Origin of the sequence: Vibrio algivorus, assembly GCF_030161215.1 — a bacterium.
In the GTDB taxonomy this organism is placed as follows: domain Bacteria; phylum Pseudomonadota; class Gammaproteobacteria; order Enterobacterales; family Vibrionaceae; genus Vibrio; species Vibrio algivorus.
The window spans coordinates 1-24,466 of record NZ_BSPV01000004.1 but is presented as its reverse complement, the minus strand read 5'-3'; the positions used below and the strand labels follow the sequence as shown (position 1 = coordinate 24,466).

At 41.1% G+C, this 24,466-nt stretch carries 21 protein-coding genes; 3 read left to right on the top strand and 18 right to left on the bottom strand.

Annotated elements, in window-relative coordinates; all coding sequences use genetic code 11:
- Nucleotides 1-20: 20 nt before the first annotated feature.
- On the bottom strand, nt 21-143 hold the full coding sequence (locus QQJ93_RS05725) for a hypothetical protein (protein WP_284186047.1): 123 nt from the start codon (nt 141-143) through the stop codon (nt 21-23).
- 127 nt (nt 144-270) lie between these two features.
- Nucleotides 271-1,386: a response regulator gene (locus QQJ93_RS05720; RefSeq protein WP_089122599.1), complete on the bottom strand. Its 1,116-nt coding sequence runs from the start codon at nt 1,384-1,386 to the stop codon at nt 271-273.
- A 465-nt stretch (nt 1,387-1,851) separates the two neighbouring features.
- Here QQJ93_RS05720 and QQJ93_RS05715 point away from each other — a divergent pair, with 465 nt between their 5' ends.
- Nucleotides 1,852-2,727, top strand: coding sequence for a LysR family transcriptional regulator (locus QQJ93_RS05715; protein ID WP_089122598.1), 876 nt, complete (start codon nt 1,852-1,854; stop codon nt 2,725-2,727).
- Nucleotides 2,728-2,864: 137 nt separating this feature from the next.
- Here QQJ93_RS05715 and purF read toward each other — a convergent pair whose 3' ends face one another.
- From purF to fabB, 10 genes are all read right to left on the bottom strand, one after another.
- Nucleotides 2,865-4,382, bottom strand: a complete 1,518-nt coding sequence (gene purF, locus QQJ93_RS05710; RefSeq protein WP_089122597.1) for an amidophosphoribosyltransferase — start codon at nt 4,380-4,382, stop codon at nt 2,865-2,867.
- Nucleotides 4,383-4,425: 43 nt separating this feature from the next.
- Complete coding sequence (locus QQJ93_RS05705; RefSeq protein WP_089122596.1) at nt 4,426-4,920, bottom strand: CvpA family protein; 495 nt, start codon at nt 4,918-4,920, stop codon at nt 4,426-4,428.
- A 61-nt stretch (nt 4,921-4,981) separates the two neighbouring features.
- The gene (locus QQJ93_RS05700; RefSeq protein WP_089122595.1) at nt 4,982-5,572 is read right to left on the bottom strand and encodes an SPOR domain-containing protein; all 591 of its coding nucleotides are present in this window, start codon (nt 5,570-5,572) and stop codon (nt 4,982-4,984) included.
- Between the two features lie 20 nt (nt 5,573-5,592).
- Complete coding sequence (gene folC, locus QQJ93_RS05695; protein WP_089123561.1) at nt 5,593-6,867, bottom strand: bifunctional tetrahydrofolate synthase/dihydrofolate synthase; 1,275 nt, start codon at nt 6,865-6,867, stop codon at nt 5,593-5,595.
- Between the two features lie 91 nt (nt 6,868-6,958).
- The gene (gene accD, locus QQJ93_RS05690) at nt 6,959-7,873 is read right to left on the bottom strand and encodes an acetyl-CoA carboxylase, carboxyltransferase subunit beta (protein WP_089122594.1); all 915 of its coding nucleotides are present in this window, start codon (nt 7,871-7,873) and stop codon (nt 6,959-6,961) included.
- A gap of 369 nt (nt 7,874-8,242) precedes the next feature.
- A complete protein-coding gene (truA, locus tag QQJ93_RS05685) occupies nt 8,243-9,031 on the bottom strand; it encodes a tRNA pseudouridine(38-40) synthase TruA (protein WP_089122593.1) in 789 nt (262 codons plus the stop codon).
- Nucleotides 9,032-9,162: 131 nt separating this feature from the next.
- Nucleotides 9,163-10,824, bottom strand: coding sequence for a FimV/HubP family polar landmark protein (locus QQJ93_RS05680; protein ID WP_089122592.1), 1,662 nt, complete (start codon nt 10,822-10,824; stop codon nt 9,163-9,165).
- 254 nt (nt 10,825-11,078) lie between these two features.
- A complete protein-coding gene (locus tag QQJ93_RS05675) occupies nt 11,079-12,092 on the bottom strand; it encodes an aspartate-semialdehyde dehydrogenase (RefSeq protein WP_089122591.1) in 1,014 nt (337 codons plus the stop codon).
- A 50-nt stretch (nt 12,093-12,142) separates the two neighbouring features.
- Nucleotides 12,143-13,309, bottom strand: a complete 1,167-nt coding sequence (locus tag QQJ93_RS05670) for a 4-phosphoerythronate dehydrogenase (protein WP_089122590.1) — start codon at nt 13,307-13,309, stop codon at nt 12,143-12,145.
- A gap of 212 nt (nt 13,310-13,521) precedes the next feature.
- Nucleotides 13,522-14,745, bottom strand: coding sequence for a beta-ketoacyl-ACP synthase I (gene fabB, locus QQJ93_RS05665; RefSeq protein ID WP_089122589.1), 1,224 nt, complete (start codon nt 14,743-14,745; stop codon nt 13,522-13,524).
- 296 nt (nt 14,746-15,041) lie between these two features.
- Between fabB and mnmC the strand changes: the two genes are divergently transcribed.
- Complete coding sequence (gene mnmC, locus QQJ93_RS05660) at nt 15,042-17,141, top strand: bifunctional tRNA (5-methylaminomethyl-2-thiouridine)(34)-methyltransferase MnmC2/FAD-dependent 5-carboxymethylaminomethyl-2-thiouridine(34) oxidoreductase MnmC1 (RefSeq protein WP_089122588.1); 2,100 nt, start codon at nt 15,042-15,044, stop codon at nt 17,139-17,141.
- 158 nt (nt 17,142-17,299) lie between these two features.
- Here mnmC and QQJ93_RS05655 read toward each other — a convergent pair whose 3' ends face one another.
- The 3 genes from QQJ93_RS05655 to QQJ93_RS05645 form a co-directional block, all read right to left on the bottom strand.
- A complete protein-coding gene (locus tag QQJ93_RS05655; protein ID WP_089122587.1) occupies nt 17,300-17,827 on the bottom strand; it encodes an NADPH-dependent FMN reductase in 528 nt (175 codons plus the stop codon).
- A gap of 111 nt (nt 17,828-17,938) precedes the next feature.
- Nucleotides 17,939-18,202, bottom strand: a complete 264-nt coding sequence (locus QQJ93_RS05650) for a YfcL family protein (RefSeq protein ID WP_089122586.1) — start codon at nt 18,200-18,202, stop codon at nt 17,939-17,941.
- A gap of 26 nt (nt 18,203-18,228) precedes the next feature.
- The gene (locus QQJ93_RS05645) at nt 18,229-18,774 is read right to left on the bottom strand and encodes an elongation factor P hydroxylase (RefSeq protein ID WP_089122585.1); all 546 of its coding nucleotides are present in this window, start codon (nt 18,772-18,774) and stop codon (nt 18,229-18,231) included.
- A 251-nt stretch (nt 18,775-19,025) separates the two neighbouring features.
- On the opposite strand from QQJ93_RS05645, the gene QQJ93_RS05640 reads away from it, so the two are divergent.
- Nucleotides 19,026-19,649 carry a trimeric intracellular cation channel family protein gene (locus QQJ93_RS05640; RefSeq protein WP_089122584.1) on the top strand — a complete coding sequence of 208 codons (624 nt, stop codon included), beginning with the start codon at nt 19,026-19,028 and terminating at the stop codon, nt 19,647-19,649.
- Nucleotides 19,650-19,811: 162 nt separating this feature from the next.
- On the opposite strand, the gene QQJ93_RS05635 is transcribed toward QQJ93_RS05640, so the two are convergent.
- From QQJ93_RS05635 to prmB, 3 genes are all read right to left on the bottom strand, one after another.
- Complete coding sequence (locus tag QQJ93_RS05635; protein WP_089122583.1) at nt 19,812-21,797, bottom strand: Ig-like domain-containing protein; 1,986 nt, start codon at nt 21,795-21,797, stop codon at nt 19,812-19,814.
- Between the two features lie 186 nt (nt 21,798-21,983).
- A complete protein-coding gene (aroC, locus tag QQJ93_RS05630) occupies nt 21,984-23,069 on the bottom strand; it encodes a chorismate synthase (RefSeq protein ID WP_089122582.1) in 1,086 nt (361 codons plus the stop codon).
- 215 nt (nt 23,070-23,284) lie between these two features.
- A complete protein-coding gene (prmB, locus tag QQJ93_RS05625; protein ID WP_089123560.1) occupies nt 23,285-24,217 on the bottom strand; it encodes a 50S ribosomal protein L3 N(5)-glutamine methyltransferase in 933 nt (310 codons plus the stop codon).
- Nucleotides 24,218-24,466 lie beyond the last annotated feature (249 nt).

Genomic DNA, 24,466 nt, shown 5'->3' with positions numbered 1-24,466 from the left:
TTACAACAGACGGCTAAGCGCTAATTTTGGCTTAAAAGATTAATCCATGTAAGTGTTGCAGGAAGAGTAGGTAAAAGTAAAGCGACAATCATACCTAAAAAGTAAAATAGGTTGAATGGTTCGTTAAAGTTTTCATCTGCCATTTTTGATCCCTCTTATTAAATTGAGGGCAAAATATAAGAGAAAGCGGGACAAACAAAAACCGACAAAACTCATGGTTATTAAGAAGCTGTCAGGTCGCTCACAGAATTCACGCCAAAGAGATAGGCTTTATTGCGTCATATTTTTGATAGTTAATTTAAAACTGCGCACGCCGAGTTCACTTAGTACCAGCTCACCACCTTTCTTCATGGGTAGATGACTGGTTACAAAGTTTTTAGTACAACCTTCACCTAGCTTAATGCCCTTCTCAATGGCTTGAGTTGAGTGAGCTTGAGTCGAGCTGTCAAACAACCAATTGCTTTTCAGGCCCGCCGGTAAAATAGAGATCGTCCCTTCTACCATATCAGCAATACCAAATAACGCATTAATCGGCTCTGAACATTTAGTGCAACTAATGCCTTTCTCTACCGCATCGGCTAAATCTTTTAAATCAGAATAGCAACGCTTTCGAGTTCTTAAAAAGTCATTAAACAAGGCTCTGATCAACAAAGCAGTCCCAACACCGTTCTCGCCACCATCCGATGAATCAACAAGGTAAAAAGCAAAGCGTCCATCCATTAGCCAAGCATAATCAAATACCAATGGCATCATTTCTGAGGGTTGTAAAACATGATAACTGCATTTCCATCCCCCTTGCTGAGTATCTCGCTCAGGCTGTAGGGCATGCAGTAAATCTCGTGAGGTAACGACGTTATCTTTAAGATGATTTAAGTGCCAGTATAATTCCTTCTCTTCATCAACTTGACCGGAATGATCTAACTGAAACCATTGGCTAGAAAAATCACGCACAACACTCGGATTAGCTTGTGACTCTTCCAAGGTGCTTTTGATAGCAGAAGTAAAATGATCTAAATGGGTAATAGGTTTGGTGAGAAAGTCTTTAATACCAAAGCGTAATACGCGCGCGACATCCCCCATATCTTCGGTGGCTGACACCACAATCATTGGCAACATCGGAAACTGCCAACTGACCTCTTCAACTAATTCAATACCGCTCATGATCGGCATATTTAAGTCACAAATCATCAAATCTGGCACTTGATGGCGTAATAGTCTTAGCGCATCAAGGCCATCTTCTGCTTCAGTGACTTCAAAATTAAGTTTTTTTAAATACGAAGCAATCATACTGCGAAAAATAGAATCATCATCCACCAACATGATTGTTTGTTTTGCACTATTTAGTGACATTTTTACATTCTGCACTTGAGAAACAGATTTATGCATATTGGGGTAACCTCTTAATACGACTCAGTGCAATAATTTAACGTGACTTATGCAGGTTAGCTGAGAGTGCTTACGGTTCCTTCGTCAATCTTCCTTACTTAAAGATTTAGATACTAGCTCTGAATTCTGCATCTTGAAGTCACTAGGCTTATCATAAAACCTTTTAAAAGGTAGTTATTAAAAGTTTTAAATTCAAATTACTGTGATGAATATTATGACTTGATCCCAAAAAGCCATGCTCGAGTGAACTTTCAACTACCCCGTCAATCAGATAAATTCTTTTCAAAACAAACATAAAAAAACCAAGGTCTCTATCAGTATATTATGAAGAGTAATTTGCTGAAATTAACGTGAATACAAGTTATGGTGATATCAAATAACTATAATGTTTGATGTTAAACAACCATCTTACTTAATGTTCCGCTACACTACCCTCTACTCGTAGTATAAATAAGTGCTCGTACAATGAAACTTGATGATTTAAATTTATTCCGACTGGTTGTGGATAATGGTAGCTATACCGCTACTTCCCGTAAAACAGCTATACCTGTGGCAACAATTACTCGCCGTATCCAAGCTTTAGAAGAAGGATTAAATCTACGCCTACTTAACCGTAATGCTCGTAAACTCTCTTTAACTGAAGCAGGTCAACGATTTTACGATGAATGTTCTCCACTGTTAAAACACTTAACCGAAACCACAGAGACCATTTCTGACGAATGCCGGGGCGCATCAGGCAAACTGCGTATTTCAGCGCCAGCCAATACAGCCAAACGCATTATCATGCCAATGCTTAATGAATTCATGGCAAAATACCCTGATATTCGTATTGAGTTATTAATGACCAACTATGCTGATCGACTTGATCCAACTGAATGGGATGTCATTTTCCGCGTGGGTCCTCAACGTGACTCAACGTTAATTGCTCGTAAAATCAATGAAGTCAAAGATGTACTAGTCGCCAGCCCTAAATACTTGGCAGACTGTGGAGATCTACACCATGCTGATGATTTACGCCATCATGCTTTGCTGAAAGGTCTACCACTAGTAAAGTGGCAATTAACTAACTCACAAGGTGAAACTGTCACCATCAATGAAAAGGGTCGATTAGAAGCGAGTGAGTTAAATGTAGTACGTAAAGCTTGTACCCATGGTTTAGGTATCAGTTTAATGCCGAATGTAATGATTGAAGCTTATTTGCGTGAGGGCCGCTTAGTACGGGTACTTGATGATTGGAGTGCCAATTCTCGCGATATCTACATGCTGTATAATCACAAGAATCATCAGCCCGAAAAAGTCCGTTTATTAATTGACTTTATCGCACAGCATGAAGCACTTTAGCTCTGCATTGTCAGAAACTCAGTGACACTAATCATAAAAAAGCCAGAATTATCAAAATTCTGGCTTTTCAACAATATCAACGGCTAATAATACCAATCACAGTAATTAGCTGATCATTAGTACGATTGGTATAAAGCTTACGCGCCTTCGTTATGCATTTCTAAGTTAGCTAAATCAACCTGCATATCACGCTCTAATTTGGCGTCATCATTACGTAATGAATCAATATGATCTAGGTATGCTTGGTCAATATCACCAGTAACATACTGGCCACTAAACACAGAACTCTCAAACTGAGTAATGCTTAGATTGCCTAAACCAACTGCAGACACCAAATCTTCTAGGTCTTGGAACATCAAAGCATCAGCGCCAATCATCTTACAAATTTCATCAGTTTCACGGCCATGAGCAATCAACTCATTGGCACTTGGCATGTCGATACCATAAACGTTCGGGAATCGAACTTCAGGAGCCGCCGACACCATATAAACATTTTTAGCCCCAGAATCTCGAGCCATTTCGATGATTTGTTCAGACGTAGTACCACGAACAATTGAATCATCAACTAGAAGTACGTTCTTGCCTTTAAATTCAGAACGAATCGCATTCAATTTACGGCGAACCGATTTTTTACGTTGTTGTTGACCTGGCATAATAAAAGTACGGCCAACGTAACGATTTTTCACAAACCCTTGACGGTATGGCTTGTCAATCAACTGAGCAATTTCTAAAGCGATATCACACGAAGTTTCCGGAATTGGAATCACGACATCGATATCAAGATCATCCCATTCACGTTTAATTTTTTCACCCAACTTTTTGCCCATTTCAACACGCGCGCTGTAAACCGAAATTTTATCGATAAATGAATCTGGGCGAGCAAAATAAACAAACTCAAAAATACATGGATTCAACGTTGGCTGCTGCGCACATTGTTCACTAAATAGCTGTCCATCAAAAGTGGCATAAATCGCTTCACCTGGAGCAACATCGCGTACAAAATCAAAACCAACCGCATCTAAAGCTACAGACTCAGAAGCAACCATATATTCTGTACGTTCTCCTACCTCACGCTTACCAAGGCATAAAGGACGGATACCATTAGGGTCACGAAAAGCAACCATACCATGACCGATAATCATCGCAGCAACTGCATAAGCACCTTTAACGATCTTGTGCACTTTTTTAATTGCGCCAAACACATCGGCTTGAGTCAGTGGGTAGTTTTCAGAAAGGTCAATTTCTTGGGCAAGAATGTTGAGTAATACTTCAGAATCAGAGGTAGTGTTAATATGACGGCGACCTTGCTCGAACAACCACTGGCGAATGTCATGAGCATTGGTCAAGTTACCATTGTGCGCCAGCGTAATCCCATAAGGGGAGTTTACATAAAATGGTTGAGCCTCTGAAGCGCTAGAACTACCTGCGGTTGGATAACGAACATGACCAATACCAACGTTACCTTGTAGTCGTTTCATGTGTTTAATTTCAAACACATCCTTCACTAAACCATTGGCTTTACGCAGACGAAAACGATTGCTATCTATGGTAATAATACCTGCGGCATCTTGGCCACGATGCTGCAATACCGTTAAAGCATCATAAATCGATTGATTGACAGGCGTTACACCTACGATTCCAACAATACCACACATGTCTTAACCCTCGGTTGGTGGAGAACTGGCGCCTCCAGTTTCATTACAAAGGTGCGCCAGATAAAAAGCTTGAAGTCTGTTTTAAGTGATCAAAAAATGGGGCAATGATTCGGCTAAATTGCGGGATCAACTGCGACGATTTCCACCACTCTGAATTTGGAAACGCGGTAAACGCATCCATAAAAAATAACACGACTGCAATGATCAACACGCCACGTAATGCCCCAAAAACCACACCTAATACCCTATCAGTACCAGATAACCCGGTTTTCACCACAAGTTGGCTAATAACATAATTCACTAACGCTCCAACAATCAGCGTTGCAACAAACAAAGCCCCTAGAGCAGCTCCATTTCGAACCATGTCATTTTCAATATTGGTAAAGTACGCAGCCAGCTTTAGGTAATAATGAGTGGAGATATAAAATGCACCACACCAAATCACTAAAGACAGAGCTTCTTTAACAAAACCACGAACTAAGCTGATCAAAGCGGAAAAGCCGATCACCCCTAAAATGACAAAATCTATCCAAATCATAAAATTTACATCTTAAGTTGGCGCGCATTTTACCAGAAAAATACGCTACGCAAACGTTTTCTTATTGATTAAGTGGCTTAAAAGTCTGCAATTGACCTTTTAAACTTGTAATTTCTTGCAGCTTATCAATCTGTTGTTCCATCTTTTCTTTAGAAACATCAGGACCAATAATAACTCGAGATAGCTTACCATCTTGTTTTAGATGTGCTTGAAATCCGCGTTTTTGTAAATCAGCCACCAACTTTTGGGCATTATCTTTATTACTAAGCGCCACCAATTGAATGATCCATGCATTATCACTATATTGGTTTTTCTCGCGAACTGGTGCAGGTTTGGTAACTACCGGCTTAGGTTGTGGCTTTGCTTCAGGCTCAGCTTTTACCGTTACTGATTTGACTGACTCTGATTTTGGCGCTTCATCGACGGTTACCGTCACGGGTTCCTCTGGTAAAGCAACATCAAGTTCAACGGGCTTTTTCACATTTTCCGAGGTTGAAGCCTGACTTACGTCATCCGTAGGTTTAATCGGAATTGCCGCAAACTCTTCCTTGTAATGCTCTTTCTGCCCATCAAAAACATCAGGCAAAACAATGACACCAATCGCGACAAGAATCACGGTACCAATCAAACGGCTTTGAAATTTACTCGCCATTTTGACGTCCTCTTATTTGTTTACTTATCATTTTTTTGTTGCCAGTAATTCAGAACTTCCCCTACCGTATGGAAAGAACCTACTACAAGCAATACTTCATCTTCTGTAACGTGTTCATACGCTTGAATAAATGCATCTACAGGCGTTTCATAGCTGCCTTCATAACAAGGTAGATGTTCAATAAGTTCATCTACTTTGGCGGCACGAGGCCCATGCAATGAAGCCGGATACCAATGTTTTACCATAGGAGCCAGAGTCTGCAATGTACTCGTAATATCTTTATCGTGTAGCATCGCCACGACTGCTCGTACCGACTTACCTAAATACTGCTTTGTTAATTGTTCAACTAAATACTGTGCCGAATGTGGATTATGTGCAACATCCAATAAAATAGTTGGTTGTGAAGATAATAACTGCATACGACCAGCAAGACGGGCGGCTTTTAAACCATTAACGACATTAATATCCGTTAACTCTAACCCAGATGCACTCAGAGCCATTAACGCAGTCGCGGCATTGGCTAGCGGTAAAGATGGAATAGGTAATTCATCTAGATCAAAACCACCCGATTGCCAACGCCATAATTGACGATCTTCATCGATAACTTGATAGTTAAACTGCAATCCAACTTGATAAAACTCTGCTCCAATATCATCAGCATGTGCTGCAACAGTAGGAGGTGATTTTGGTTGACCACAAATCGCCGGTTTACCTGAACGGAAGATGCCCGCTTTCTCAAAACCAATAACATTGATATCACTACCTAACCAATCAACATGGTCGATTGCTAAACTGGTGATCACTGATACATCATGTTCAACGACATTCGTTGCATCTAATCGACCACCTAATCCTACCTCAAGTAAGACAACATCAACTTGTTCAGTTTGAAAAATTCGTAAAGCGGCAAGTGTTCCAAATTCAAAAAAGCTCAAGCTGATATCATTGCGGCTACGCTCAATAAAATCAAAGGATTGAGTTAAGAGACCGTCACTCACATCATGACCGTTAATACGTACACGTTCATTATAATTGATGAGATGGGGAGAACTGTAGACACCGACACGATAACCTGCATCAAGTAAGATCGCTTCCATCAATGCACAAGTCGAACCTTTGCCATTAGTACCAGCAACGGTGATCACTTTAGGGGCAGGCTTGGTTAAATTTGCAGATTGAGCGACTTTGTTTACCCGCTCTAAGCCAAGATCGATGGCACTGGTATGGATATTTTCTAAATAATGAAGCCACATCGACAAAGGTGATGTGGCTTCAGGAGAATTATGTTTACTCATTAAACGCATGACTCATTACATCTTCACTTAAGTAAAGATAAGGTATCATTTATTTGCTGCCTTGGCACTATACCAGTAACGTTAATGAGGATTATTTCTTATCAGCAACTGGTACTTCATAAGATGACTCATCATCAACCGAAACCACGAGTGGTGATTGATAATTAGTCATCTTAGCAACAAGACCTGCGATGCGCTGACGCATTTCACGGCGATCAACAATCATGTCAATTGCACCGTGATCGAGTAAGAATTCACTCGTTTGGAAATCTTCAGGTAAGTTTTCACGAACTGTTTGTTCGATAACACGACGACCAGCAAAACCAATAATAGCTTTCGGCTCACCGATATTAATATCACCTAACATCGCTAAACTTGCCGACACACCACCATAAGTAGGGTCTGTCATTACCGAAATAAATGGTAAGCCTTTTTGCGATAGACGCTCAAGTGCTGCACTGGTTTTTGCCATTTGCATCAAAGACATTAATGCCTCTTGCATACGGGCACCGCCACTTGCAGAAAAACACACTAAGCCACAGTTATTAGCAATCGCTTCATCAACCGCACGAACAAAACGTGCACCGACAACAGAGCCCATTGAACCGCCCATGAATGAAAACTCAAACGCACAAGCGACTAAAGGCATGCCTAAAAGCTCACCTTTCATAGCAATTAACGCTTCGGTTTCACCACTCGATTTTTGAGCTGCAGTGATACGGTCTTTATAACGTTTAGAGTCTTTAAACTTCAGTTTATCTTTCGGCTCAAATTCTTGGCCAATTTCAACTGTTGTACCTTGATCTAAAAATGTCTCTAAACGACGACGACCTTTCATACGCATATGATGGTCACACTTTGGGCAAACTTCTAAATTACGCTCTACTTCTGCTTGATATAATACTTGCTCACAAGAAGTACATTTGGTCCAAATCCCTTCCGGAATAGACGCTTTACGTGTATTAACAATATTTGTAGTTGTAAAAATTTTTTCAAGCCAACTCATGGGAAGACCTTTTAGCTAGATCCCTCGCTGTATGCAAAGGATGAGAATTTGAGAAATAAATGCGAGGAGATTAAAACACATAATACCCGCACTGTAGATAAAAAACTGGTTGTACCTATATTTAGCCGCTGAAATAAACATCAAATTTTGATGAAAATTAAACCACTCAAGCTTTTATACACTAAAGATATCAATATATAAGTACTGATTAACGTTAGTGTAATAATAATGTGAAAAAAATCCACCCTAATCTATATGGGGGTTACTTGGTATATCTCTCATCACAAAAGGTCGGCAGACTGTAATCTATTCGAATTGGGCGAATACATTCCATCAACAAAGCTGCAACTTCAAGTACGAAGAATATTGTTAATCAGCAGGTAAAAATAGTGGCCCAATCGCAACATTAGGTAAGTGAAAACTTTCAGGGTAATCAACATCCACCAGATACAAACCTTCGGCTTTTGCCGTTGCCCCTGCTAGGCTGCGATCTTTTTGTTCAAGCAACCAAGCGATCCATTCAGGATTTTCATCACCGGTTCCCACTTTGATTAAGCTACCAACAATATTACGCACCATGTGATGAACGAAAGCATTGGCTTTAATATCGACTATCACATACTGGCCCATTCTAGACACATTCAAATGCATCACATTTCGCCAAGGGCTGAGTGATTGGCAATGTACTGCTCTAAAAGAAGTAAAGTCATTTTCACCCAATAGAAACTGGCCTGCTTGGTGCATTTTTTCTGCATCTAGAGGATTGTGATAATGACTTACCCCAGAATGTAAGATTCCTGGTCGAAAGGCGTTATTAAAAATAATGTAACGGTAACGGCGCGCTGTAGCACTAAAACGTGCATGAAATTCATCAGACACTTCATGGGCCCATCTCACCGCAATATTACTAGGGAGATTGGCATTAACTCCCATCGTCCAAGCAACAAGCTTTCTTGACGCTGTAGTATCAAAGTGAACAACTTGTCCGGTACCATGAACGCCAGCATCTGTACGACCAGCACATTGGATTTCTACAGGATGGTTCGCTACAACAGAAAGCGCTTTTTCTAAATGCTCTTGCACACTAGGCACATCTTTTTGTCTTTGCCAGCCGAATAACTTGCTACCATCGTATTCAACACCTAACGCAATACGCATCTGAAATCACTCTTAATCCACAAATAAAACGGCCGCAAAGTATATACCCAAGTGACTTCAAGATGCAAAACCAGCACTATCATCCAAATCTTTAAGCAAGGAAGATTGGTGAAGGAATGTAATCACTTTATTTAAATTGAAGATAACAGCTTATTCGCTTCAGCCTGCAATGCTTCATCACCTTTTGAGATCACCGTTTTTAATAATTTAATCGCGGTGCGCTCATCGCCCATTTCAAGAAAAACTTTAGCTAAATCAAGGTTACTATTCATTTCTGCATTGATATCAACATCAAAATTATTTACATCACCTAGTACATCAGGGAAATCATCCAACCCAACATCAAGATCTGGCTCTTCTTGCTGCTCTAGATCTAGATTACCCGAGTCGACATGTTCAAAATCTTGTGTTACTTGATGTCCAACATAAGAGGAAGTTGTCGTTTCAGCAAAGTTATTTTCAGTTAAATCGGCATCATCTTTATTGTCTGTTTTTTCTGCACTATTGAGGTCAAACACCAGTACATCATCAAACTTATGGTTGGCAATATCATCTTCAATAATACGTTCATCTACAGCCGGGATATCTGCTTCAAAAGCCTGAGGCTCTGTATCAGCATCGTGACGTGCTTCTTCCTCACCATATTCGGGTAACTCATCGTCAGAAAATTCAAACATTTCTGTTTCTGTTTCTGTTTCTGTTTCTGTTTCTGTTTCTGTTTCTGTTTCTGTTTCTGTTTCTGTTTCTGAAGAAGCTTGTGGTTGTGTAGATCCAGTGTCAACCACTAGCATCGCTGGTTCGATTTTTTCTTGAGGGGCGACTAGACGCTCTAATTCCTCACTACGCTTAGGTTGGCGAGAGAATAGTAGACGAATAATAAATAAGATTAGCACTAGCGGTAATAAAATAATAACCCACAGCCACGGGTGTTGATTGGCTATACGTATAAACGCTTGAGGCGTATCAATTGAAGTCGACTGAGTTTCTGCTTCATTAATTTGAAGACGACTTTGTTCACCCGCTTTCAGCGAGGTTTTCAGTTCATTAAGCTGCTGCTGTATTTTATCTAACTCTGAAGTTAGACGGTTATTCATCGCTTCAACTTGAGTCAACTCAACCTGCTCAGCATCCGTTTGGGTATCCGCTGCCTGTTGTGAGTTGATAGTCTGCTGTGATTCAGTGGTCGCTTGATCATCAACCGGAATAACCGATTCTGATTGTTCATCAGAGGTTACTTGCTGTTTCCCATTCAAATGTTCATTCAAAGTTTTCGTATTATCGTGGTTAGATAAATCTGGAGAAGGTTGTGTTGATGGGTAGTCTGCTAATGTTGCCGGTTTAGGGGGTTGGAGCGATTTATCTACTTGTGACGGAACTGGTCGCAATTTTTCACGACGAATAATCTCGACGGCTTCTTGGGTTGACTCTTTTTCTATCGCTTTAAGTGTCGGTAAACGTAATACACTCCCAGGGATTAAGCCATGAATATTATGATCTTCAAACGCTTTCTGATTCAACTTATAAGTTGCTAATACCGTTTGTGCAACCGAAACACTCTTACTAGGACGATAGTCTTTAGCAATTGACCATAATGTTTCATCCTCGCTAGTCGGTCCATAGATTGATGCGATATCTTCAGTAGGTTCAAATGCCGTGATATCCGAAATAGGCTGCGCAGGTACATGGCTTGACGGCTCCATTGTAACTCTGCTGTCATCAGCACAAGCAACCGAAATTTGGGTTACAAGAAGTAGCATGGCAGGAGCAATGAAATGTTTGAATGTACGGCGCATAAAAGTTCGGCTAATCCAAAGGTTTAATCAATAAATTTAAATATATAGGATAACAATACCAACTCCAACAAATAAGTGCTCATCTTAGCTTATTAAAAACCGCCATTTATTACTGTTTTTTATCGAATAAAATGATCTCACTATTAAATTCGAACCGTTAAAAAAATTATTGATAACGAGATCAAAAAAAGCCCTCACTTTTCAGTATAGGGCTTAATTCAATTTCGTGTCTTGATACTACTTGAGTATCACTGTTAGAAATAATCTCGAATCAACACTTCGGCAATTTGTACCGCGTTGGTTGCTGCGCCTTTACGTACATTATCGGCAACAACCCACATATTAATACCACTGTGGTGGCTGATATCATTTCGTACACGTCCAACCATTACGGTATCTTTACCGCCAGCATCACGGACTTGGGTTGGATAATCTATTCCACGGAACACCTCCACACCTTCCATTTGCTCTAGCATATCCATAACTTGCTCAGCATCGATTGGTGTTTGAGTTTCAATATGTAGAGATTCAGCATGACCGTAAAATACCGGTACACGTACACAAGTAGGATTTATTTGAATAGATGGATCGTTGAAAATCTTCTGAGTTTCCCACACCATTTTCATTTCTTCTTTGGTGTAGCCATTGTCCATCATCACATCAATTTGCGGAATACAGTTAAATGCAATTTGCTGAGTAAAGGCATCTTTCTCTACTGGTAAACCGTTCAATAATTTAGCGGTTTGACCTGCCAATTCATCGATACCTTTTTTGCCAGCACCAGAAACCGACTGATAGGTTGCAACGTTGATACGCTCAATGCCAACTGCATCATGTATTGGTTTTAACGCCACTAACATTTGGATAGTAGAGCAATTTGGGTTGGCAATAATATTGCGATTTCTAAATTCGGCAATGGCTTCAGGGTTCACTTCAGGCACAACAAGTGGCACATCAAATTCGTAACGAAACTCAGAAGTGTTATCAATCACGACTACGCCTTCATCAGCTGCGATAGGCGCCCATTTTGCTGATAATTCCCCACCAGCTGAAAATAAAGCGATATGCACTTGTGACCAATCAAAGTCTTCGACATTTTGAACACGAATTGTTTTACCATTGAAGCGATAAGTCTTCCCTTCACTACGCTCACTAGCGAGTAAATAAAGATCACCGACTGGAAACTTACGCTCTTGTAATACTTCAAGCATAGTTTCACCAACGGCACCAGTTGCACCAAAAATTGCAACGTTAAATTCTTGACTCATGAAAACCTCAATTTAAATATGGAGCATATTGAAGATTTAAATACACTTGATTAAGCGCGCTTAAACCCTAAATGATAAAAAGGCGTCAGTTCGACTTTCGATTCTTGATGCATGGCTAAGGTTATTGCGCTGTATTCGCGCCGATCCCAATAGTCTTTTCTCATAGCATCAAAGGCTTGAGCCTGGATTACAGGTTCTGTTTGAGCAATCTCTCGACGAAAAACCGCATCATCATGGCGCACATCATAAATCAACTGAGTTAAATTGTGCAGTAATGCTTGGTTTTTCTTACTATCTTCGGTCCAGCCTGCTGATAAATCAACCATAGGTACGGGGGCCGTTGGTAATAACTCATCTGGATTTGCTCGGTTATTTACCCCAAGAAATTCGCAAAAACGATTAAAGATCATTGTAGTACCGCGCGCTTTCCCTTCCAGACCATAGCCTGCAATGTGTGGCGTAGCAAACGTCAGTAAAGGTAACAGTTCTAAATCTACATTCGGTTCAGGTTCAAATACATCCAAAACCGCGGTAAAACCATCGGCTTGTTGCAAGCGTACTTTTAAAGCCTGATTATCCACCACTGGGCCACGAGCAGCATTAATTAAAATTTGATCGCCACGTAATTGGTTTAATTCTAGCTCACCAAGAAGATGATGTGTTGGCCACTGCCCTGTTTGATTGATCGGGGTATGGAGTGAAATAACATCGGATTGTTCGAGTAACGTATCTAAATCCACAAAGTCTCGTTCATCACCTTGGGCTTGCTTCGGGGGATCATTGAGTAGTACTTTAATGCCAATAGCCTGCAGACATTGCGCCAGATAACTGCCCACTTGACCTGCACCGATGATTCCCACCGTTTTATCGAATATAGAGAAACCTTGTTGCTGAGCTATCACCAGTAAAGAGCTAATGACATATTCCGCTACTCCAACTTTATTACAACCTGGTGCTGCGCTGAATGTAATGCCCTTGTTTGCTAACAATTCTTGATCCACATGATCCATGCCTGCAGTAGCCGTACCGACAAACTTCAAGCGATCTGCTTTGGCTAATAATTCTGCATTCACTTTGGTCACAGAGCGAATCATTAATGCATCTACCCCAATTAAATCATCAGCGCTTATATTGCGCCCTGATTTCATCTCAACCTCCCCTAATTGGCTAAACAAGGCTTCGGCATACGGCATATTCTCATCAATGACTATTTTCATTTTTTACACTCATGAACAACTAATTTCTTTAATAATAAAAAAATCCCCGACCGAAGCCGAGGATTATTTACTCTAAATGTCGCGATTATTCTCAAAGTAATTGGAGTTGCAGTGAAGGGACAAGTGAATAAGTCCCCATGAGCTTAGCTAGCCTAAGTGATTGGGGCGAATAAACGCCGTCGACAAAGCTGCAGCTTCAATTACGAAGAGAATTAAGCTTCGTATTTTTTAATCACTAATGTTGCGTTAGTACCACCGAAACCAAAGCTGTTTGACATGACTGTCTTCAGCTCTTGTTCACGTGGTGCTGTTACGATATCTAGACCTTCAGCTGCTGGATCTAACGTTTCTACGTTAATGCTTGGTGCAATGAAGTTATTATCAAGCATTAAAGTTGAGTAAATTGCCTCATGAACGCCTGCCGCACCTAGTGCGTGACCCGTCATTGCTTTAGTTGCAGAAATCGCAGGGCATTTGCCGCCGCTGTCTTTACCAAATACTTCTTGGATTGCACCAAGCTCTTTCACATCACCAACTGGCGTTGAAGTGCCGTGCGTGTTTACGTAGTCGATAGCATCTACATTTTGCATTGCCATCTTCATGCAACGCACTGCGCCTTCACCTGATGGCGCTACCATGTCGTAGCCATCAGAAGTCGCGCCGTAACCTACGATTTCGCCGTAGATTTTTGCGCCACGAGCAAGTGCATGCTCTAGCTCTTCGATAACGACCATACCGCCGCCACCAGAAATAACAAAACCATCGCGGTCTGCATCATAAGTACGAGAAGCACGTTCTGGTGTTTCATTATACTTAGTAGAAAGTGCACCCATCGCATCAAACATCATTGCAGATGACCAGTGAAGCTCTTCACCGCCGCCAGCAAACACAACATCTTGTTTACCTAATTGAATAAGCTCAAGTGCGTGGCCGATACAGTGTGCTGATGTCGCACAAGCAGAACTGATGCTGTAGTTAACACCGCGAATTTTAAATGGTGTAGCAAGGCATGCAGAAACTGATGATGCCATCGTACGTGGGACCATGTATGGACCAATACGCTTAACGCCTTTTTCACGCAGAGTATCGACAGAAACCACTTGGTTTTGAGAAGAAATACCACCAGAACCAGCAACTAGACCAGTGCGGTCATTTGAGACTTGCTCGTCTGTTAGCTTCGAATCTTCAATCGCTTGCTGCATAGCTAGGTAGGCAAAAGAGGCGGTATCACCCATAAAGCGCATTTGTTTACGATCGATATGCTCACTTGGGTTGATTTTTAACTCACCCCAAACTTGAGAGCGTAGACCCGCTTCTTTAAATTGCTCTGAACCTGTGATGCCAGATTTTCCTGTTTTTAAAGAGGCTAAAACTTCTTCTACGTTATTACCAATACTAGATACAATGCCTAGGCCAGTGATGACGGCTCGTTTCATGTGACGTTCCTATAATTCAAAAATCGCTTAATGATAACTGACTTAACAAAATAAGTGGTCAGCTTTCCTTGATACCCTAACTCTCGTGAGTAAATTTTATTCACTATCGGTTACATTACTTTCAGTTTATCGAACCGATTTAACATGTGTGTTGATCCTGATCGCCATGCTAACGAAAAGCGTGACATGATGAAAGCTGAGTTTAACTCAACACTTCATTGCTTATATCAGTAGAACACCAACTACTCTGCATTTTAAGATCACTTGAGTATATAATAGCTCCAAATTGATACAAAATGACAGGTAATATCCGCGTGATCAAAAATGCCCAACTGGATTGGAATGAATCCGGTACTCCCGTTTCCCACCAATTTGACGATGTTTACTTCTCGAACGCTAATGGATTGGAAGAAAGCCGCTATGTATTCATTCAGCAAAATCATCTACCTATGCGTTGGCAACAAGCCTCTCAATCTCGTTTCATTATTGCTGAAACTGGGTTTGGTACTGGGCTTAATTTTCTCGCGGTTTGGAAAGAGTTTGAAACATTTAAGCAAAACCAACCTGATTCACCATTAACTCAATTACATTTTATTAGTTTCGAAAAGTTCCCAGTCCATATTGATGATCTGGTTAAAGCTCATGCCGCTTGGCCAGAACTTACTGACTACGCGAAACAACTCCAAGCACACTACCCTATTGCAGTACCAGAATGTCATCGTTTAATACTCGCCGATGGCATGATCACGTTAGACTTATGGTTTGGTGATATCCATGACAATCTGCCAAAACTCGCTCAAACCGAAGCCGGCCTTGTTAATGCTTGGTTCTTAGATGGCTTTGCGCCAAGTAAAAATCAAGATATGTGGAATGATGCTTTGTTTAAACACATGGCCCGCTTAACCAAAGCTGGAGGAACATGTGCAACGTTTACTGCAGCAGGGTTTGTCCGTCGTGGATTAATTGAAGCTGGATTTGACATGAAAAAAGTCAAAGGCTTTGGTACTAAACGTGAAATGATTGCTGGCACATTACAGCCGTCATTAGCCAAACAGCAGACGTTCGCCAAAAACACTTTTGCTCCTTGGTTTCAACGTTACCCTATCGATCAATTTGATCGCCTACAACCTATTGCAATTATCGGTGGGGGAGTTGCTAGTGCCACATTAGCGTTAGCGTTATATCGTCGAGGTCATAGCGTTAGCCTTTATTGTGAAGATAATAAACCAGCGTTAGGTGCTTCAGGGAATCGACAAGGAGCGCTTTATCCACTCATTGCAGAGCCCGAATCACCACTCAATCGTTTCTTTGCGCCGGCTTTTCTGTTTGCCCGCCAATTGGTTAAGCAAGCCGCTCAACAACTTGAATTTGATTACGACTTATGTGGTGTCACTCAACTAGCTTGGAGTGATAAAGCCAAGAAAAAGCTCGATAAAATGCTGCTTAATGACTACCCACAGGAATTACTGCATAGTCTAACCGCAGAACAAACAGAGCAAGTCATCGGTTTAGATATCGACCAAGAAAGCATCCATTACCCACTTGGCGGCTGGTTATGCCCGCAGCAACTCACACAAGCGATTATTTATGAGCTATCGCAGCAAAAAAATGAACAGCAAGAAAGCGGGCAGCAGCCAAACGTTGAGGTTCATTTTAATACTCGAATTGAATCGCTGTCTTATGATGAAGCTGAGCAAACTTGGACACTTCATCATTCACACAAGAATTTCCAACACCAATCGGTAGTCGTTGCAAACGGCCATCAATTTTCTCGCTTTGAGCAATTAAAAGCGATTGCGGCAACGTCGGTGAAAGGACAAGTCAGCCATATCCCAACGACAGAATCGTTGAGTAAGCTCAAAACCGTCTTGTGCTATGACGGCTATATGACTCCGCAAAATCCCAATAACGGTCATCATTGTATTGGCGCAAGCTATGATAGAAATAATATCGATCAAGCATTTGATCCAGAAGCGCAACTCAGTAACGGCGAGCGTTTAAAGCAATGCTTACCAAATCAATCCTGGCCGAATGAGGTTGATACCAGTGAAAACCTTTCTCGACAAGGCATTCGCAGTGTCACCCGAGATCACCTACCTTTTGTTGGCAATGTGTTTAAATTCGAACCTGTTGTAGAAAGTTACGCCAAACTTGATCCACAAATTCTACGTAAACGCCCCGATTTAATGCCAGATATCCCGCATTATCCAAATTTATTTTGTATGGTGGGGCTAGGTGCTCGTGGGTTGTGCTCTGCGCCATTATTAGCCGAAGTACTGGCCTCACAAATATCCGGTGATCCACTTCCCTTACCACTCGAAGTATTAGAAAAAATTCATCCAGCAAGAATGTGGGTTCGAAAAATGCTAAAAGGTCGACCGATCACTGAAGAGTGATCTAGTCTCTGCCTTGTTCAAATACCCAACAATTCTCTGCAAAAACAATCACAAAAGGTCAACAGACCCTAGAAACTACACAATATAAAAACGGGATGAACCATCACAGTTCATCCCGTTTTTTAATATCCTTCATGATGCCTGTTCAAATAAGCGAATTACGCTTTTAAACTTGCCGCGGCATCCGCTAGTTTCTTAGCAATGTCAGTATCCGTCACTTCGCCATTTTCCATATCAAACACATCATAAAAGCTTGGTACTGAAACGGATGCTTTCACTTCAGCGTGAAAGAAAGCAGCTGAACCAACCGCTTGAGCTAAAACACTTTGTGCGCCACCAGGGCCTGGGCTAGTTGAAAGATAAACAGCGGGCTTATGAGCAAACATTTGTTGATTAATACGAGATGCCCAATCAAACAAGTTTTTATAAGCTGCAGTATAAGTACCGTTATGCTCAGCAAAAGAAATCACAAATGCATCGGCACTTTCTAATTTTGCAAAGTAAGCCTGAGCACTGTCTGGGCGACCGACTTCTTTTTCCGTATCTTCACTAAATAGTGGAACTGGGAAATCATTAAGATCTAACACTTCAACTTCTGCACCATCAACAAGATTAGCGGTATAAGTGGCTAATGCTTTATTAATTGAATTAAAACTTGTACTTGCACCGAATGCGATAATTTTCATAACTATTCCCTATCAAAACTAGTTGTTGTTTACGATGGATATTACTTTACGATATTACTCATCGCTTACCAGACAACTTCCTATATCAACTTGTTCAAAAAATCAGAACGACTAAATTTTAGCGCTAAGCGAGTGCCACATATCGGCTACAATCACTTGATCTGCTGGCGTGAGTTCATTACGTGCTTGATCTAAACTATCTTGAATGCGCTGCTTAAACACCTCAACATCTTGAACATTTTCTGCTTCACAATCAGCAGCAGAAAGAGAGATGTGTCCTCTTAAATAACCACCAGCAAACAACTCATCGTCAGATGCCGTTGCCACTGTTTGGTCAATAGCTTCCAGAAGTTTTTCTTCCAATTGTATAATCATCTTGCTCTCTACTGTATTCAGACTAATTAAACCACGACGAATTGCTCAGCTTTAAGTGGTGGTACTTGATAATGTGATTGTAACGCATTCGATAACATAGCAACACGTACTGGTAATCCTTGTTGTAAAATTTGCATCACTTCTTGATGAACTTTCTCCATAAACGTTAAACGGTCTGGTTCAAAATCACCATTTAAATTGTCACAACTCACTGAAAATGGAAAGCCAGCACTAACTGATAATATCCATTCATACGCCTGAGGACGTATTTCTACTTTTTCAAACTCAGCTTGCACTTCCTCAGTTCGACCGTCGGGTTCATACCAATAGCCAAAATCCTCTAATAAGCGGCGCTCAGGCCCTGCGACACACCAATGCGCGATTTCATGCATGGCTGAAGCAAAAAAGCCATGAGCAAAAATAATGCGGTGATAATCTACATTCTCATCTGCAGGTAAATAAATAGGCTCATCATCACCACGCACCAACTTAGTGTTATAGGAGTGATAAAAAGTCTGATTAAATAGTGAAATAATCGCCTCTGGAGTATGGCGATGTTGATTAGAGCTCATTAAATTAATTACAACATACAAAGGAACATATCCGCTATTGTCCTTACTTTTACCTGTAAGGTAAAGTCTCGCCACCCCCAACTCGATGATTCAAATGTAACCCACCTATAAAGCCAGCATAACAAAATTGCAAACCCATTATTTTTTCTAATCAATCAAGCCCAAAAATCACGATAATTCTCATTCGCCAGCCTGTTATAGAACGCATACAATCACGCCCTTATTTCAGACCTAACAACGGTGAGAATGCCATGTTATTAAGCATTATTTATATTATTGGTATTACAGCAGAAGCCATGACCGGCGCATTAAGTGCTGGTCGTAAAAACATGGACTGGTTTGGCGTGATGTTGGTGGCAAGTGCTACGGCAATCGGCGGCGGTAGCGTACGTGACATTTTATTAGGCCATTACCCTTTAACTTGGGTTAAACATCCTGAGTATTTATTGATCACTTGCCTTGCGGGGATCTTAACCACTTGGTTAGCGAAATGGGTAGTCAAATTTAAAGGCGTTTTCATTCGCTTAGATGCATTAGGTCTTGCCGCTTTTAGCATTATTGGTTGCCAAGTCGGTATCAATATGGGACTACATTTTGGTATTTGTATCGTGGCAGCCATCATAACTGGTGTATTTGGAGGACTATTGCGTGACTTAATTTGTCGACAAGCTCCATTAGTTTTACATCAAGAGTTATATGCTTCTGTTTCAATGGTTGTCGCAGGGTTATATTTATTGCTACAGCATTATGGTGTAGATGAAAACATGACGATTATTGTGAGCCTAGTTTCAGGCTATTTACTACGTATGGCTTCGGTTCGCTTTAATTGGCGCTTACCAGTATTCCAACTCAAAGTTGAAGGCTCGGTGCATTAAAAGTCATATTACCTGAATGTCAAATAAAACAAAGGCAATGCCAGCAAAGGTGCTTCTGCTGGCATTGTTGTTGCTTTCCATTAATTGATAACTCACCAAAGCGGTAATCTAACCCACAAAAACATGACAGGCATACACAATAAACTATCTAATTACATATAGTTATGGATTACTAACTACTACCATTTCAGTGGTACCAAAAGGTGTAGAACCTCCCGATGGTAAGGCTATGTCATAACCATAATCGTAGCCAAACGCCACACCGTCATAAACACCAGGGCTGGTATAGCCATACGAAAATCCATAGCCATAAATCAGAAAGTAATCACCTTCTACCCAAGCTTCAATCACTCCATCTCTTGTCACCGTCAAAGGAGCAAAATAAGAAGTTATAAAAGCTGACTCAGTGACATCTTGGCTCGTACCATCAGCAAATGTCGCGGTAATGGTAATTTTACCCTTTTCACCAACTGATAATTGAGTTGGCTCAACTGATGCATCTAGCCCCAGTGGAGCGACATCTTTAACCATAATGCTACTCGTAGAACCATGGCCACGAAATGTCACTCTTACCTCAACACTATTAGCATTACTAGGCATATCATTAGTTATTACTTTACCAAAGCCATTAACTGACACCGCATCAGATTCTGCGGTTATCCAATTCGCTTGACGAGTAATATCGCGAATTGTTCCATCGCTATAGGTCGCGGTTGCCATCAATTGACCATAAGTTCCTTTAGCTAATGACAGGCTGGTCGGCTCAACAGAAATACTTTCAAGTGCGATATCTTCTACTGTTATTTCTACTGGTGCCGAAGTAATACCATCAAAACTGGCAACCAGTGAGGTGACTCCCTCTTGATTAGCATACAATTGATTGTCTTCCATGATATTAATAATACTTTCATCGTTAGCTGATAAGGTTAGTAATGGCTGTGCGGAAATATCTTTCACTGTACCATTGCTGTAGCTTGCCAGAATTTGAATACGCTCTGTCGTACCTTGAAGTAAGTGATTAGACAATGGCTCTATCGTTATGCTTTCAAGGGTGACATCGCTAATTTGCAACATAGCAAAGCCCGAGCTATTCTCACGATCGAAAGTTATTTCAACCGGAGTAGCAGTTGCCCTCAATACTGTGGCAACACCCGTTAATCGATCAATACTGACAACACTAGGATCAGAAGAGCTCCACCCCCAATCAGAGTAATAAGAGTTATCACCAGAAACTTGAGTCACATCGGTTGAGCTTGCAAACCCTTGCATACCTAACAAGGCAGTTGCAGTAAACTGCTGTACAAAACCTTTCTCTAAGCTGATCACGGTTGGGGTAACATTAATGGCTCCAACAGCCGCACCAAAAACGGTTAATTGTGCGGTATCTTGCATACCTTGGTAAGTCGCGGTAATAGTCGTGTCATTGTCGAGGTCATCATCTCCGTCAAACTCATCACAAAATACCACCCCATTTTCATCAACTATCACAAAGATAGGATCAGAACCCATGGGTGGAAAGGGATTATTTAAGGTCGTTGCAGAGGCACTCCATATCACTTGATCAGTAATATTTTCAGTTGTGCCATCAGAGTATTGAGCAATAGCTGTCAGTGGCTTTTTAACTGAGGCAGGTAGCAAAAACTTTTTAGGTGACACAGTAATTGCCACTAAAGTTGGACCAGTAATTGTTACCGCTACTTCTGATGATTTAGTTACACCACTTTGTGTTAATGTTGCACGAATCAACGTATTACCGGCGCTGATGGCCGTACCTATCCCGGAATCTAATATGGAAATAAGGTTAGTATCACCACTTTCCCAGATCACTTCATCTGTCACTATGGAGGAGCTGTTATCAGAATAAGAAGCCGTTGCTTGAAATTGAACGTGCTCACTAGTCGCAACTGTTGAGCTACTTGGAGAGACTGTCAACGCCGTTAAGATAATACTATCTTCAGCATTAGGCTCCTCATCCGCTCCATCGTCTTCTCCAGTAAGGTTATCATCTGGTAACTTCACTGTGTGGCCTGGCTGAATAGGTTCTTGACTCGACTGAGAAGGTAAACTGCTAGTACTATTATCACATCCTGTGGTCGCAAGCAGGAAAATAATGATAAAACATGATAAGACTAAACGACTAACACCCATCAAGCATCTCCTTTTCAAGTGAATACATCAAATTCACTTCTCCCTTAAAAGTAAGATTATTCCTACTCTTAATGAGTATAGTCATTGGAAATCTGTAAGGTTTCTTTTTTCATACAAAAGCGCCTTGAAATATATACATTTCAAGGCGCTTGGCGTGAGTTACTTGGGTATAAACAATTAAGTTAATTAAATAGTCGGTGTCTCTGTTGCCACCCCATGATTTTGACCGCGATGTCTTAATAAATGGTCCATCAACACAATCGCCAACATCGCTTCAGCAATCGGGACAGCACGAATACCAACACATGGATCATGACGACCTTTAGTAATTAAAGTAGTCGATTCACCTTGGCGATTAATGGTTTCACCCGGAACGGTAATACTTGAGGTCGGCTTCAATGCAATGCTAGCAACAATATCTTGTCCAGAAGAAATACCACCTAATATACCGCCTGCATGATTAGATTTAAAACCTTGTGGAGTCATTTCATCACGGTGTTGACTACCCTTTTGATTCGCAACAGCGAAACCATCACCAATTTCAACGCCTTTAACTGCGTTAATACCCATTAAAGCATGCGCAATATCGGCATCTAAGCGGTCAAAAATAGGCTCACCTAAACCAACCGGCACATTAGTTGCGACGACAGAAAGTTTTGCTCCAATAGAGTCACCTTGCTTTTTCAAGTCACGGATTAACTCATCGAGTGCATCAACTTTATCAACATCCGGACAGAAGAACGGGTTTTTCTCAATTTCATCCCAATCGACTTTATCAATCGTCACATCACCCATTTGTGATAAATAAGCGCGAACTTCAATCCCAAACTCTTGCTTTAAATACTTTTTAGCAATACCACCTGCCGCGACACGCATAGCGGTTTCACGAGCGGAAGAACGGCCACCACCACGATAATCACGTACACCATATTTTTGATGGTAGGTATAATCAGCGTGACCAGGACGGAACTTATCCATAATTTCAGAATAATCTTTCGAACGCTGATCGGTGTTTTTAATCATTAAACCAATCGAAGTTCCAGTAGTTTGTCCTTCAAATACGCCTGAAAGAATCTCCACTTCATCGGGTTCACGACGAGCGGTGGTATAACGCGAAGTACCTGGACGACGACGATCAAGATCTTTTTGTAAATCTTCTTCTGATATTTGTAATCCCGGAGGACAACCGTCAACAATACAACCTAAGGCTTTACCGTGGCTTTCGCCAAATGTAGTCACTCGAAAATGCTGACCAATACTATTCCCTGCCATGAATCCCTCTTAATCAATCTTTTGCTTTTTATAGATAGTGTCGTCAAGCCTTAAACTTGTAAACCCTATTTTTAAAAATAATCGTGGCCTTCGCCAGAAATCACCTAACATACCCAACCAAATTGGAGCTGATGCTCAAGTGCGGCAGGTATAAAAATGCCAACCGCAAATAAAGAAAGGTTGGCATTACATAGTTTAACTATCGCTAATCAAGGCTATTTTTTATAAATTGAAAACTCACTAGCATGTTCAACTAGTTGTTCACGAGTTAATAGAAATACACCATGACCACCATTTTCAAATTCTAACCAAGTAAATGGGACTTGCGGATATTGATCCATCACATGCACCATAGAGTTACCCACTTCGCAAATCAAAATACCATTATCGGTTAAGTAGTCCGGGGCATCGGCTAAAATACGGCGCATCAGTTTCAAGCCATCGCTACCTGCTGCTAAGCCTAATTCAGGTTCATGCTTAAACTCTTCCGGCAAACTGTCCATATCTTCTTGGTCAACATACGGCGGATTGGTCACGATGATGTTGTATTTATCTTGCGGAATATCATTAAAGAGATCCGAACGCAGTGGGTACACTTGCTGTTCTAAGCCATGATCATGAATATTTTGTTCGGCCACTTCCAACGCATCAAGTGAAATATCGACGGCATCCACTTCTGCATTTTCAAAAGCATAGGCACAAGCAATTGCGATACAACCACTGCCAGTACACAAATCCATAATGCGCGTTGGTTCTTCAATTAACCAAGGCTGGAATTGCTGTTGAATAAGCTCACCGATTGGTGAACGTGGTACAAGTACACGCTCATCGACATAAAACTCAAGACCACAGAACCATGCTTTATTGGTTAAGTATGCGGTTGGGGTGCGTTCGTTAATACGCTGAATAACACGCTCAACGATGCGCATACGCTCGCTGGTAATTAAACGGGAATTCAATACATGCGGCGGAACATCAATTGGTAAATATAAAGTTGGAAGAATTAATTGCACAGCCTCATCCCACGAGTTATCTGTGCCATGACCATAAAACAGACCAGCCGCATTAAATCGACTCACTGTCCAACGAATCATGTCTTGAAGGGTATGCAGTTCTGATACCGCTTCATCTATAAAAATTTTATCCAAGAGTGCCTCCGCATGGATTTTCACCAAGTTGCTTGATTGCGATTCTAAATACTTTAGACGCTCGCATCTTAGCTAAGCTTAAGGGTCATACCCAAGTGACTTCAAGATGCAGAATTCAGAGTTATCATCCAAACCTTTAGGCAAGGAAGATTGGCGAAGGAATGTAGACACCTTTCAAACCAATCTGACGCAGCCTATCTCTTATAAAAAAGAAGAGATTTGGATGAAGCTCCCGAAGGGCAAGTTAAA